Origin of the sequence: Nonomuraea sediminis (assembly GCF_018531495.1) — a bacterium.
GTDB classification, from domain to species: Bacteria; Actinomycetota; Actinomycetes; order Streptosporangiales; family Streptosporangiaceae; genus Nonomuraea; species Nonomuraea sediminis.
The window spans coordinates 394,380-406,588 of record NZ_JAHDTI010000005.1 but is presented as its reverse complement, the minus strand read 5'-3'; the positions used below and the strand labels follow the sequence as shown (position 1 = coordinate 406,588).

The 12,209-nt window shown below is 70.6% G+C and carries 13 protein-coding genes; 4 read left to right on the top strand and 9 right to left on the bottom strand.

Annotated elements, in window-relative coordinates:
• Nucleotides 1-22 precede the first annotated feature (22 nt).
• Both rpsT and KIK09_RS26520 read right to left on the bottom strand, forming a co-directional pair.
• On the bottom strand, nt 23-289 hold the full coding sequence (gene rpsT / locus KIK09_RS26525; RefSeq protein ID WP_214322048.1) for a 30S ribosomal protein S20: 267 nt from the start codon (nt 287-289) through the stop codon (nt 23-25).
• A gap of 109 nt (nt 290-398) precedes the next feature.
• Entirely contained in the window at nt 399-1,388 is a 990-nt protein-coding gene (locus KIK09_RS26520; RefSeq protein WP_214322047.1) for a glycoside hydrolase family 18 protein, read from the bottom strand.
• A gap of 56 nt (nt 1,389-1,444) precedes the next feature.
• Between KIK09_RS26520 and lepA the strand changes: the two genes are divergently transcribed.
• Nucleotides 1,445-3,271, top strand: coding sequence for a translation elongation factor 4 (gene lepA, locus KIK09_RS26515; RefSeq protein WP_214322046.1), 1,827 nt, complete (start codon nt 1,445-1,447; stop codon nt 3,269-3,271).
• Between the two features lie 111 nt (nt 3,272-3,382).
• On the opposite strand, the gene KIK09_RS26510 is transcribed toward lepA, so the two are convergent.
• The 4 genes from KIK09_RS26510 to ccmA form a co-directional block, all read right to left on the bottom strand.
• Nucleotides 3,383-3,799, bottom strand: coding sequence for an acyl-CoA thioesterase (locus KIK09_RS26510; protein WP_214322045.1), 417 nt, complete (start codon nt 3,797-3,799; stop codon nt 3,383-3,385).
• Entirely contained in the window at nt 3,796-4,089 is a 294-nt protein-coding gene (locus KIK09_RS26505) for a hypothetical protein (protein WP_214322044.1), read from the bottom strand. Before KIK09_RS26505 ends, KIK09_RS26510 begins: the two co-directional genes overlap by 4 nt.
• Before the next feature lie 36 nt (nt 4,090-4,125).
• Nucleotides 4,126-5,919, bottom strand: coding sequence for a DUF6297 family protein (locus KIK09_RS26500; RefSeq protein WP_214322043.1), 1,794 nt, complete (start codon nt 5,917-5,919; stop codon nt 4,126-4,128).
• 370 nt (nt 5,920-6,289) lie between these two features.
• Nucleotides 6,290-6,919, bottom strand: coding sequence for a heme ABC exporter ATP-binding protein CcmA (gene ccmA / locus KIK09_RS26495; protein WP_214322042.1), 630 nt, complete (start codon nt 6,917-6,919; stop codon nt 6,290-6,292).
• 73 nt (nt 6,920-6,992) lie between these two features.
• Here ccmA and KIK09_RS26490 point away from each other — a divergent pair, with 73 nt between their 5' ends.
• Nucleotides 6,993-7,259 carry a hypothetical protein gene (locus tag KIK09_RS26490; RefSeq protein ID WP_214322041.1) on the top strand — a complete coding sequence of 89 codons (267 nt, stop codon included), beginning with the start codon at nt 6,993-6,995 and terminating at the stop codon, nt 7,257-7,259.
• On the opposite strand, the gene KIK09_RS58005 is transcribed toward KIK09_RS26490, so the two are convergent.
• The 3 genes from KIK09_RS58005 to KIK09_RS26470 all read right to left on the bottom strand — a co-directional run bounded on the left by KIK09_RS58005 (nt 7,256) and on the right by KIK09_RS26470 (nt 10,458).
• Entirely contained in the window at nt 7,256-8,146 is an 891-nt protein-coding gene (locus tag KIK09_RS58005) for a response regulator transcription factor (RefSeq protein ID WP_250573774.1), read from the bottom strand. The two genes, KIK09_RS26490 and KIK09_RS58005, sit on opposite strands and share 4 nt — an antisense overlap.
• Entirely contained in the window at nt 8,143-9,309 is a 1,167-nt protein-coding gene (locus KIK09_RS26475; RefSeq protein ID WP_214322040.1) for a histidine kinase, read from the bottom strand. The genes KIK09_RS58005 and KIK09_RS26475 overlap by 4 nt, the downstream gene beginning before the upstream one ends.
• 666 nt (nt 9,310-9,975) lie before the next feature.
• Nucleotides 9,976-10,458 (bottom strand): hypothetical protein, encoded by a 483-nt coding sequence (locus KIK09_RS26470; RefSeq protein WP_214322039.1) that lies wholly within the window; start codon nt 10,456-10,458, stop codon nt 9,976-9,978.
• A gap of 444 nt (nt 10,459-10,902) precedes the next feature.
• Between KIK09_RS26470 and KIK09_RS26460 the strand changes: the two genes are divergently transcribed.
• Together KIK09_RS26460 and KIK09_RS26455 are read left to right on the top strand one after the other, a co-directional pair.
• Entirely contained in the window at nt 10,903-11,373 is a 471-nt protein-coding gene (locus KIK09_RS26460) for an amidohydrolase family protein (protein WP_214322038.1), read from the top strand.
• Nucleotides 11,370-12,188 carry an RNA-guided endonuclease InsQ/TnpB family protein gene (locus KIK09_RS26455; protein WP_214322037.1) on the top strand — a complete coding sequence of 273 codons (819 nt, stop codon included), beginning with the start codon at nt 11,370-11,372 and terminating at the stop codon, nt 12,186-12,188. The genes KIK09_RS26460 and KIK09_RS26455 overlap by 4 nt, the downstream gene beginning before the upstream one ends.
• Nucleotides 12,189-12,209: the final 21 nt, after the last annotated feature.

Here is a 12,209-nt window from a genome sequence, read left to right as displayed (position 1 = left end):
GTGCGGCGTTCGGGTGTCAGGCCTACTTGGCCAGCGCGGCGGCCTGCTTGGCGATGGCCGACTTGCGGTTGGCAGCCTGGTTCTTGTGGATGACGCCCTTGCTGACGGCCTTGTCCAGCTGACGGGCGGCGGCCCGCTGCAGGGCCACGGTCTGCTCGACATCGCCCTGCTCCGCGGCCTCGCGGAACTTGCGGACGGCCGTCTTCAGCGACGACTTGACCGCCTTGTTGCGCAGACGAGCCTTCTCGTTCTGCTTGTTGCGCTTGATCTGGGACTTGATGTTCGCCACGAAGAAGCCTCGGTGAGAGTCTGGAGATGGATGGGGCGCGCGGGCTCACGAGAGAGGGCGCGCCACACGCAGTTGCCCAGCTTACCAACGACCCTGGATGCGGCTCAAATCAACCGAGCCAGCCTTTCTCGTATTCTTGCCAATCCTGCTCTGTGGCGGCGAAGTCCACGTAGAGGGCCAGGCCGTAGCGCTCTCGCGGGCCGTGGTCGGACAGGGCGAGCTTGGCGCCCTCCGCCGCGATGGCGACGCTCTCGGCGTAGTCGCCCCACGCGACTCCGTGGTCATGATAGGCGGGGGCGCCTATGTAGAGCGCCTTGGTGGCAGGGACGAGGTCGAGGGCCAGGGCGGCCTGCCGTACGACATAGCCGCCGTAGAGCGACTGGAGAGGGGCGAACGAGTCGTAGGTCATGATGGCGACCTGGTCGACTCGGTCGACGACCGTCTTGAAGTAGTCGCTCGACCAGTACTTGTCGTGGCCGATGGCCAGGCGGGCGATCGGGCGCATCAGGGGATACGGCTCGATCTGCGGGGTGGAGACCGACAGCAGGCGCGTGTGCCGGCGGGTCTTGTCCAGCAGGTCGAGGAAGCTCGTGTCGCCGTCGCCGATGGGCTCGAAGTCGTAGTGGATGCCGTCGTAGCCCTGCTTCATGATGTCGGCGACGCCGGCCAGGATGTTCTGCCTGGATTTTGGGTCGTCGAGGTCGAGGCCGTGCTTGACGGACTGGCCGAGCCAGGCCTGGACGCGGACGCCGGGCAGCGCCTTGTGAGCCCATTGGACGAAATTTCGGGCGCTGGGGTATTTGCTGGGATTTAGTCGGCCGTCCCAGTCGAAGGGGCCGGAGTGGACGTAGAGGTCCTTGATGCCCGTGCCGCGCAGCCGTAAGGCGAGCTCACGCACGTCGCGCTCGGTCTTGCGGCCGTCCACCCAGGCGTGGCCGAGCCACAGGGCATCGTTGCCCGTGCTCTTCGCCCAGGCCGCTGGGGCACCGGTAAACTGGAGGCGGAGCGCGGCGGCGAGCAGGCCGAGCAGCGCGACCGCGACGGCCGAGACGAGCAGGAGCCCGCGCAGGCCGCGGCGGATGACGGTCCGGGCAATCACCCGGGCATGTCACCATGAAAGACGCTCGACCATCAACCCTGTTGAAACGGACTTAGGTGCGCACTCAGCCTGGCCACACCGACCCCGCGTTGATCCGCAACTTCTGCATCATCGCGCACATCGACCATGGCAAGTCGACCCTCGCCGACCGGATGCTGCAGATCACCGGCGTGGTCGACGAGCGGTCCATGCGCGCCCAGTACCTCGACAGGATGGACATCGAGCGCGAGCGCGGCATCACCATCAAGTCGCAGGCCGTGCGGCTGCCGTGGAACGGTCACGTGCTCAACATGATCGACACGCCCGGCCACGTCGACTTCACCTACGAGGTCTCCAGGTCGCTGCAGGCGTGCGAGGGCGCGGTCCTGCTGGTCGACGCGGCGCAGGGCATCGAGGCGCAGACGCTGGCCAACCTCTACCTGGCGATGAACGCCGACCTGCACATCATCCCGGTGCTCAACAAGATCGACCTGCCGGCCGCGCAGCCGGAGAAGTTCGCCGAGGAGCTGGCGGGGCTGATCGGCTGCGACCCCTCCGACGTGCTGAAGGTCTCGGGCAAGACCGGCGAGGGCGTCCGCGAGCTGCTCGAGCACGTGGTGGCCGAGGTGCCCGCCCCCGTCGGGGTGGCCGACTCTCCGGCCCGTGCGCTGATCTTCGACTCCGTCTACGACACCTACCGCGGCGTGGTCACCTACGTCAGGGTGGTCGACGGGCACCTGGGCAAGCGCGAGCGCATCCGGATGATGTCGACCGACGCCACGCACGAGACGCTGGAGATCGGCGTCATCTCGCCCGAGCCGACGGTGTCGGAGCGGGGCCTGGGCGTCGGCGAGGTGGGCTACCTCATCACCGGCGTGAAGGACGTCCGCCAGTCGCGCGTCGGTGACACCGTCACCTCGGCCGTGGCCGGGGCCTCCGAGATGCTCGCCGGATACGAGCACCCCAAGCCCATGGTGTTCTCCGGCCTGTACCCGATCGACGGCGACGAGTACCCGGAGCTGCGCGAGGCACTGGACAAGCTGCAGCTCAACGACGCCGCGCTGGTCTACGAGCCGGAGACCTCCGCCGCGCTCGGGTTCGGCTTCCGCGTCGGGTTCCTCGGGCTGCTGCACATGGAGATCGTGCGCGAGCGGCTCGAGCGCGAGTTCGGCCTGTCGCTGATCTCGACCGCGCCCAACGTGGTCTACCGCGTGGTGATGGAGGACGGCAACGAGCACACCGTCACCAACCCGTCCGAGTTCCCGGCCGGCGGCAAGATCGCTCAGGTCTTCGAGCCGGTCACCAAGTCCACCATCCTGGCGCCAGCCGAGTTCATCGGCGCGATCATGGAGATCTGCCAGGGGCGGCGCGGGCAGCTGCTCGGCATGGACTACCTGTCGGAGGACCGGGTCGAGATCCGCTACACGCTGCCGCTCGGCGAGATCATCTTCGACTTCTTCGACCAGCTCAAGTCGCGCACCCGCGGCTACGCCTCACTCGACTACGAGCCCGCCGGCGAGCAGGAGGCCGACCTGGTCAAGGTCGACATCCTGCTGCAGGGCGAGGCGGTCGACGCCTTCAGCGCGATCGTGCACAAGGACAAGGCGTACACCTACGGCGTCGACATGGCCAAGAAGCTGCGCGAGCTCATCCCGCGGCAGCAGTTCGAGGTGCCGATCCAGGCGGCCATCGGCGCCCGGGTGATCGCCCGTGAGAACATCCGCGCGATCCGCAAGGACGTGCTCGCCAAGTGCTACGGCGGTGACATCAGTCGTAAGCGCAAGCTGCTGGAGAAGCAGAAGGAAGGCAAGAAGCGGATGAAGATGGTCGGCCGCGTAGAAGTGCCTCAAGAGGCCTTCGTCGCCGCGCTGTCCACGGAGTCCAGCACCGACAAGAAGAAGTAGGCGTTGCAGCAAGAAGCGGATGCAGTGTTGGTTTGCGGCCGCGTAGAAGTGCCTCAAGAGGCCTTCGTCGCCGCGCTGTCCACGGAGTCCGGCACCGACAAGAAGAAGTGATCACAGGCCGAGCACTTCGGGGTGCTCGGCCAGTGATCGCCAGTGGTCGGCCGGGTGGTCGACCAGGCGGCGTCTGGTGAGGTCGAGGAGGCCGCCCACACTGGTCAGCTCGGCCGCGACGACGCCGTCCTGCCGGGTGAATCTCTGGGTGACGCGCATGGTCTTGCCCTCGCCCCAGATGAATTCGCAGGTGACGTCGACCTCGTCCCCGCCGCGCAGCTCCTGGCGGAACCGGATCGTGTTCTCCAGCGTCACCGGTCCGACGCCGGTGGCCAGGAGGTCGTCGACGGAGATCCCGGCCGCCCGCAGGCACTCCCAGCGGGCGTGGTCACCGTACTGCTGGTAGACCGCGTTGTTGAGATGCCCCTGCGTGTCCAGCTCGTAGCCGCGCACGCCGATCCGCACCGAGAACGTCATCGCCGCTCCCTCAGCCACTCGTGCGACTTGGGGGTCAGGTAGCGCAGCCCGTCCTCGCCGATGGCGATCCAGTCGCCGCGCGCCCAGCCGCCGGCCGTCTGCGGGGCGAAGCCGTGCTTCCTGAACATCGTCGACGCCTCGCCCTGGGTCAAGCCGCGCTCGCCCCACTCCTCGATCAGGGCGGCCGTCCGCTCGTCCTCGCCGGGCTCGGCGTCGCCGAGCCCGGCCGCCAGCTCTTCCAGGCCCTTGGCCAGCAGGCGGAGCGCCGACTGGATCCGTGCCACGTCCATGCCATTGCCTATCGATCGGTAGCGATTGCTTACCGATTATCGCGCTCTCATCACATAGACGGCAAGCGTCGCCAGCCCCAGTACGGCTTGCGCGGCCAGCAGCCCGGGTCCCTGCGTACCCGTCGCCAGGGCGGCCAGGGCGGGCAGCGAGCCGAGCACCGCGACGTCGGGCCCGGTCGCGGCCCACATCAGCGGCCCGGTCGGGATCGCGCCGCCCGGGGTGTCGATCACGGGCATCGAGTGGTCGACGGGCTTACGCCGCGCCATCCTGAGCGCCCCCGCGGCAACCGCCGGCGCAACAGCAACCCCGAACAACCACCCCACGCCCCACACCCCTCCCACCGCAGCCTCCGGCGAACGCGAAGCGATGCTTGCCGCGTACGGCCAGCGTTGGTCCACGCCTGCCGTGTCCTGCCGGTGCGGGGCCGTGCTTGTCGTGTCCTGCCGGTGCGGGGCCGTACTTGCCGTGTCTCGCCAGTGCGGGGCCGTACTTGCTCTCTCGAGCTGGTGCGGGGTGGTGAGAGCGGCGGGCGCGGTGGGTGTGGTGGTGAGGGCGATGGTGGACCAGGTCGCGGCCAGGAGGGCGGGGAGGATCGCGCGGGCGGCCAGTGTGCGGCGCCTGTCGACGCCGAGCAGGCGGGCCATGGCCGGGTTGTCGGCATCCCTGCGCGCGCCTGCCGTGGCGGTGGATGCCACCAGCAGTGCGCCCGCGATGACGCTCACCCCGAGAAGCGCCTCCGCCGCGCCGGCCCTGGCGAGCAGCCACGGCAGTGTCGCGGTCGCGAACAGTACGGCCAGCCGCCCGGGACGCCGGGCCACGCGGCGCCAGTCGTGCCAGGCCAGGGCGAGCGGCGCGGGAAGCGCGGGCCATGGGCGCGAGCGGAAGGTCCGTGCCCGCCAGTGGTTGTCCTCGACGATCCAGGTCAACGCCCCCGGATCCAGCGCGAACGCGGCCGACGCCGCATGCCCCGCCCGGGTCGAGGCCCGCAGTAGCGCGGCGGCAGGGATCCGGCCCAGGGCCACCCATGCCCGCCGTACCAGCACCGCGACCGCCCCCACCACGACCACCACCCAGGCGAACCCACTGGGCAGCCCTTGACCATCAGCCGTGCCCACGGGCAGCGCCCGTGCCTGACCTGCAGAAGTAGAGAGTGGCGAGCTCTGCAAGAGATCCGCGGATTGCGGAGAGCCGTGGAGGAGGTCTGTGGACGAGTCGTGGAGGAGGGTTGCGGATCGTGCCGGACTTTCGAAGAGGTCCGGGAGGGCGTGCCAGAGGCCGGTGGCGGCCAGGGTGGCGGCTGCTACGAGTACGACCAGCGTGATCGTGAGCCAGGTGTGCCAGGTTTGAGAGGACTGAGAAAGTACGGCCAGCGCCATCGCACCCACGGTCATCGCGACACCGAGGACCAGGGCCTGGATCACGTACGCGAGCACCGGGCCCGGGGCGCCGAGCGCGGCTAGGAGGGCGAGGCCGAGCGCCAGCCCGGCCACCACCGACACGGCGAGCAGGACGCGTGCCGTACGGCCCAGGACGGCCCGCCTGTCCAGCGGGGTCAGCAGCAGCCAGGAGGCGTCCGCGCCGGGCACCGCCACGGGCCCTGCCGCGCGAGCCGCGGCCGCGAACCCCGCCACGGCCAGCAGGACGAGCGCCACGCCCGGACCCGCCTGGGCCGGGTCGGCCTGCCGTACCAGACCCGAGAGCAGTGAGGTGATCGGCGGCCCCAGCACCATCGCGCCCACGACCAGGGCGAACCCGGCGACATAGCGGTCGAGCACACTCGCACGTGCACGGCGCCGCGCCGCGAGGAACGCCCTGACCTCAGCGCTCATGCGTCACCCGCCACACGCCCACCATCACAACCCAGCCGTGCGCCGCAACCTGCGAGGCCTCTGCCGTAACGCCCTAACCGTGCTGTCCTGCGGCAGCCCACGAGGCGTCCGCCGTCGCGACTCGGTCGTGCGGCCCTGCCGCCGCCCGCCACGCGTCCGCAGTCGCGACTTGGTCGTGCGGTCATGCCGCCGCCTGCCACGCGTCCGCGGTCACGACCCGGCAGCGCGGTCATGCAGCCTGCGAGGCCTGTGCCGTCGCGGTCCGGTTGTGCGGTGATGCGGCGGTCTGTGCGGCGTCCGCCGTTGCGACCAGGTCGTGTGGTTATGGCGCCGCTCGCCACGCGTCCGTTGTCACTTCCCGGTAATGCGGTCATGCCGCCGCCTGCCAGGTGTCTGCCGTTACGAGGCGGCCGTGTGCGGCCAGGCTTGGGTCGTGGGTGGCCATCACCACGGTGCCGCCTGCCTCGGCGTACTCCTGCAGCAGTACGGCGAGCCGCTTGCGGAAGGCGGAGTCGAGGCCACGCTCCGGCTCGTCGAGCAGCAGCACGGTGCTCGGTCTGAGCAGTGCCGTGGCCAGCGACAGGCGCTGGCGCTGGCCGGTGGACAGGTTGAGCGGGGCGGAGTCCTTCCTGTCCGTCAGGTCGAAGAGGTCGAGCGCGTCGTCAGCCGACATCCTGGTCTCGCCGTGGACGGTGCGCATGAGCTCCAGGTGCTCGGCGGCGGTCAGGCCCGGGTACCAGGCGGGCTCGTCGGCCGCCAGCGCCACCTCGCGCCAGAAGGCGGCCTCGTCCTTCGGCGGGGCGTCGAAGACGGTGACCTCGCCGCTGGTCGGGGGCAGGAGTCCGGCCAGGCAGCGCAGGAGGGTGGACTTGCCCGAACCGTTCGGGCCGACGACGGCGACGATCTCGCCCTGGGAGACCTGGAGGTCCATCTCGCGCAGCACCGGGTTGCCGCCCAGGGTCACCGAGAGCCCTCGGATTCTGATGATCTCTGCGGTCACGGTCCGAGCCTATTCTGTCGGTGGCGCCGTCTAGATTCCTCTAACCCGAACACTTGTGCGGCTGGAGGTAAACGTGAGTGCTGCCGATCGTTTCGAGCACGCTGCGGTTCTGGGCGTGGCGATGGCCGAGGAGACCCGGCGGCTGCTGCGGCTCCACCTCGGTCCCACCGAGGTGGCCGCCGACGGCACGGTCGTGGTGGACGTGCCGTATCCGGACGCGGCCGTGCTGCTCGCCGTACTCGACGTGGCGGCCGACTGCTTCGGCGAGCGGGGCGAGTCGGTGGAGGAGACCCGGCAGGCCGCGCTGGAGAAGCTGTTAGCGCTCGCCCAAGCCGACTAGGCGAAGCCGTGGCGGTAGGCGTACCGCACGGCCTGGGCGCGGTCGCGCAGGTGCGCCTTGGTGAACAGGTTGTTGATGTGCGTTTTTACGGTGGCCTCGCTGATGAACAGGCGACCGGCGATCTCGCTGTTGGACAGCCCCTCGGCGATCAGGCTCAACACCTCGGCCTCCCGCGGCGTCAACCCGTCAGGCAACCCGACCCCCGCCGTACCCGGGTGCGCCGGTCTGTCGGCACGCCGGGAGTCCGGGTACGCGGGTCTGTCGACGTGCCGGGAGTCCGGGTGCCCGGGTCTGTCGATACGCCGGGAGTCCGGGTGGGCGGATGCGCCGCCTCGTAGCTCTTGTGGGTCGCCCGCGCGCGCTTCTCGTCGAGGGCCGTGATCGGTCTCTGTGGCGCCTGGGTCCGTGTGTTGGGTGTATGCGGCTGGGGTTGTGCTGGTGGGGTGGGGGGTGGTTGTCGTGGCTGGGTGGGTCATTGTTTCGAGGAGGCGGCGTTGGACGGCGGGGTCGAGTTGGGCGTCGCCGCGCATGACCGTGGTGATGGCCTTGGCGATCTCGTCGGAGTCGGCGCTTTTGGTGAGGAAGCCGCGGGCTCCCGCACGCAGGGCGGCGAAGACCGAGTCGTCGTCCGCGTACGTCGTGAGCACCACGACCTGGGTGGCGGGATGGTCCGTGCGGATGCGTCGGGTCGCCTCGACGCCGTCCATGCGTGGCATCCGCAGGTCCATGAGCACAACGTCCGGCTGCTCGGTGGCCACCAGGGCGAGCGCCGCCTCGCCGTCGCCCGCCGAGCCGACCACGTCGATGCCCGGCAGCAGTTCCAGGACGAGCACCAGCCCCTCGCGCACCACCGCCTGGTCGTCCACGACCAGCACCCGCACCGTCATGCCGGCACCTGGAGGTGGACACGGAAGACGCCGTCCGACTCGCCGGCCGTCAGCCTCCCACCGAGCAACTCGGCCCGCTCACGCATACCCACAAGCCCATATCCTCCCCCACGCCCCATGGCGGCGGGGGCGGTGGGGCTCGGCGGCCCCGGCTCCAGGCGAACGGTCGTTGGGGTTTCGTGCTCCGCGGCGGTGTTGGGCGGCTCCTGCTGCAGGCGAACGGTCGTTGGGGTTTCGTGCTCCGCGGCGGTGCTGGGCGGTTCCTGGTCCAAGTGGGTTGTCGTTCGGGGTTTGGGGTTCGGCTCGGTGGGGGGCGACGGTTGGGGGAGGGGGTTGGTGATGTCGAGGGTGCAGGTGGTGGGGGTGAAGGTGAGGTGGACGGTGGCGGGGGCGCCGGGGGCGTGGCGGCGGATGTTGGTCAGGGCCTCTTGGGCGGTGCGGGTCATCGCGAGCTCGGTCTGCGGGGTGATGCGGCGTTCGTGGCCGGTGATCTTGAGGTGGCAGGGCAGGCCGGTGGCGTCCTCGAAGTCGGTGGCGAGGCTCTTGAGCGCCACCGGGAGGCCGGGCAGGTCCTCGCGCAGGGCCGACACCGCTCTGCGAGCTTCCTCCAGTCCTGACTTGGCCAGGTCGCGTGCCCGGATCACCCGGTCGAGGGCCTCGTCGGCACGGTCGGCGCGGAGCAGCAGCTTGGCGCCCTCCAGGTGCACGATCTGGGCCGACAGCGAATGTGCCAGCACGTCGTGGATCTCCCTGGCGATGCGGGCGCGCTCGGCCAGCACCGCCTCGCGCCCCTCGGCCACCCGTAGGGCCCTGCGCTCCCTGGCCGAGTACGCCACCAGGAAGACGATGCCCACGGCCAGGATCATGCTGAGGTCGCGGTTCACCTGCCCGGCCCACGCGCCGCTGACGAGCAGCCCCACGACGGCCACGACCCCGACGGGCACGGACGCGGTCAGGGGCAGGCGGGCGGCAGCCGTACCGACAGTCACGAACATCGCGGCCAGGGCAGGTCCGCCCTGCGCCACCGAGTCGAGCGCCAGCGCGAGCACCACCGCCACGGCCAGCAGCACCGCCTTCGCCGGCAGCTCCCCGACCGCCCGCACCGCCACCGTCCACCACGGCTCCAGGTCCAGCGGGTACGGCGAGCCCGCCCGACCACCCACACCCCGAGCAGAAGCCGCACCGTGGCCACCCACGGTCGAAGAGGCAGCACGCCCTACTCCGGAGGCGGGCGGAAGGGAGGTATGCCGCGCTTCGGAGGTAGGTGCAGGAGTGGTGTGCCGTACTTCGGGGGCGAGTGGAGGCGTGGCACGCCTTACTTCGGGAGCGACACGCCATGCGTCAGACGCGGGCGGAGGAGTGGTGCGCCCCGCTTCGGGGGTGGGTGCAGGGGCGCCAGGCCGTGGGTCTGAGGTGGGTGCAGGGGTGGCATGCCCTACCTCGGGGGCGGCGCGCCGTGCGTCAGAGGCGGGTGGCGGGGTGGCATGCCCTACTTCGGGGGTGGGGCGCCGTGTGTCTGAGGCGGGTGGAGGGGTGGCGTGTTGTGGTTCAGGGGGTGGGGGGAGGGTTGGCCAGGGGAGGAGGTCGGCGAGGCGGGGGTGGTCCCAGTCGGGAGGGAAGATCGCCAGGGAGAGGGCGAGGATGAGGCCGCCGGTGAGCAGCGCGACCGTGAGCCCCACGCCCGATACCCCGAACCCGGGCTCGGACCTGGCCTGCGAGACCACGAACAGCACGATCGCCACCACGCGCAGCGCGCTGGTGGCGATCCTGCCCTTGCCGAAGGTCATGGAGTCAGCTTCTCATCGCCGCGGGAACCTGGACGAGCCAGGTCAGACGAGGGTGGCGGCCCGCGGCGCGCCGGCCAGCATGCGCCCGCGACGGGTGACGAGCAGCGACTGGACGCCGATGGTGAGGCCGATGAACAGCAGCAGGCCCCCGGTCGACACGGCCAGCCCGAGGGCGGCGCCCGCGAAGTACAGCCCGACGCGGGAGGCGATCGAGACCACCCACGCGAGCAGCGTCCAGCCGGTGGCCTTGGACCAGGTGACGCCGGCCGCGTCGTGCCACACGCGCACGGTCGCGGCCCTGACCACGCCGAACACGACGGCGCACACGACCTCCACGGCGACCAGCGCGATGCTGACCCCGAGGTGGCCGGAGTCGACGATGCCCCCGCTGGCCAGGCCGAGGACAGCCAGGGCGATGGCGAGGTAGAGGATGCCCGGCCGTTCGGTGGGCCGGGTCATCATCTGCCGGTAGACGATGATGAGCGCGGCCAGCGGGACGATCACGGTGAGCAGAGGCGTGTCCATGCCCTCGACGGTAGGGATCGGCCCGGGGGCGGCGGATCGGCCCGGGGGTTGAGCCGGAGATCTCCACCCACGGGTGGAGTCAGACCCGGCGGGAGGTGCTCACCTACATCATCTCTGTCAGAGGGGGAGGGAGTCGAGCGTGGCGGCCGCGAGCCGGTCGATGTCGTCGAGTACGGTCGTGGCGTGCCTGGCCATCATCCCGGCCGCCCCGGTGGGCAGCACGCTGTGCGCCGAGCGGTGAACAGCCGCACGCCGACCTCCCGTTCCAGCGCCGCCATCTGCTGCGACACGGCGGAGCGGTATAGCCGAGCCGGTCGGCCGCGGCGGGGAAGGAGCCGCGCTGGATCACCTCGCGCAGGGTGCGCGGATGCTCGGGCTTCGGCACTGGAGGTTCGCCTTTGTGACCTTTCGCACGCTCATGGCGGACACTTACAGTGATGGCCCATGACGATCCGGGTATTCCGCAACGCCGTGATCCACACGGGAGACGACACCAAACCCCTGGCCAGTGCCCTCGCCGTCGACGGCGGGACCCTGGTGGCGGTGGGCGGCGAGGCGGAGGTCCGCGCCGCGGTGGGCGGTCAGGCGGAACTGGTCGACCTCGACGGCGTCGCCGTACTGCCGGGCCTGTATGACGCGCACATCCACACCGCGAGCTTCGCGCGCGGGCTGAGCGAGGTGGACCTGCGCGGCGCCCGGTCGCTCGAGGAGGCGCTGGCGCGGATCGCGGAGCACGCCGTACGGCTGCCGCCGGGCGCGTGGCTGTTCGGCGGGCGCTGGAACAGCAACACCTGGGACCGCCCCGTCCAGCCCGACCGGCACTCGCTCGACGGCGTCTGCCCGGCGAGGGGTTCCGGATCGTCGCGGTCAAGGCGGGTGACGTGCGCCGTCTGTCCCGCCACGTGGGCGAGGTGAAGATCCCGAAGGTGGGGTGGGTGCGGTTTCGCTGGTCGCGTGCCGTACCGGACGCAGTGAAGTCCTTCCGGGTCACCCGCGACCGTGCAGGGCGCTGGCATGTCGCGTTCGCCGCCATCCCGGAGTCGATCCCTGCACCGGGCGCAGGCCAGATGGTGGGCGTGGATCGGGGCGTGGTCGTGTCGGCGGCGCTGTCCACGGGCGAGATGCTGTCGGCTGCCGGGCTGCGCCAGGCGGAGAAGGCGCGGCTGCTGCGGCTGTTGCGCAAGCTGGCCCGGGCCAGACGCGGTTCCTGTCGGCGCGCCATGGTCAAGGCCGCGATCGCGAAGCTGAAGGCGCGTGAGGTCGATCGGCGCAAGGACTGGGCGGAGAAGGTCTCCACCGACCTGGCGCGGCGTTTCGACGTGATCGCGGTCGAAGACTTGAAGATCGGCACCATGACCCGGTCCGCGAAAGGCGCCACCGAGCGGCCGGGCAGCAACGTCGGTGCCAAGGCCGGACTCAACCGCGGCATCCTGGCCGCCGGATGGGGCCGGCTGGTTCAGCGGCTGGAGCATAAGGCTCCAGGCCGGGTCGTCAAGGTCAGCCCCGCGTACACGAGTCAGCGTTGCTCGGCGTGCGGGATCGTGGATGCTAAGTCGCGCGAGAGCCAAGCCGACTTCGCCTGCCGGTCCTGCGGATACGCCTGCAACGCCGACGTGAACGCGGCCAGAAACATCGAACACGCGGCAGGGCATGCCGTGTCTGCGCGGGAAGGGCCACGGGTTGCCGGGCCGGTGCACCGCGAACCTCGACCTGTCCTCCTCTCAGCGTGAGATGGGTTGGAATCCCCCGCC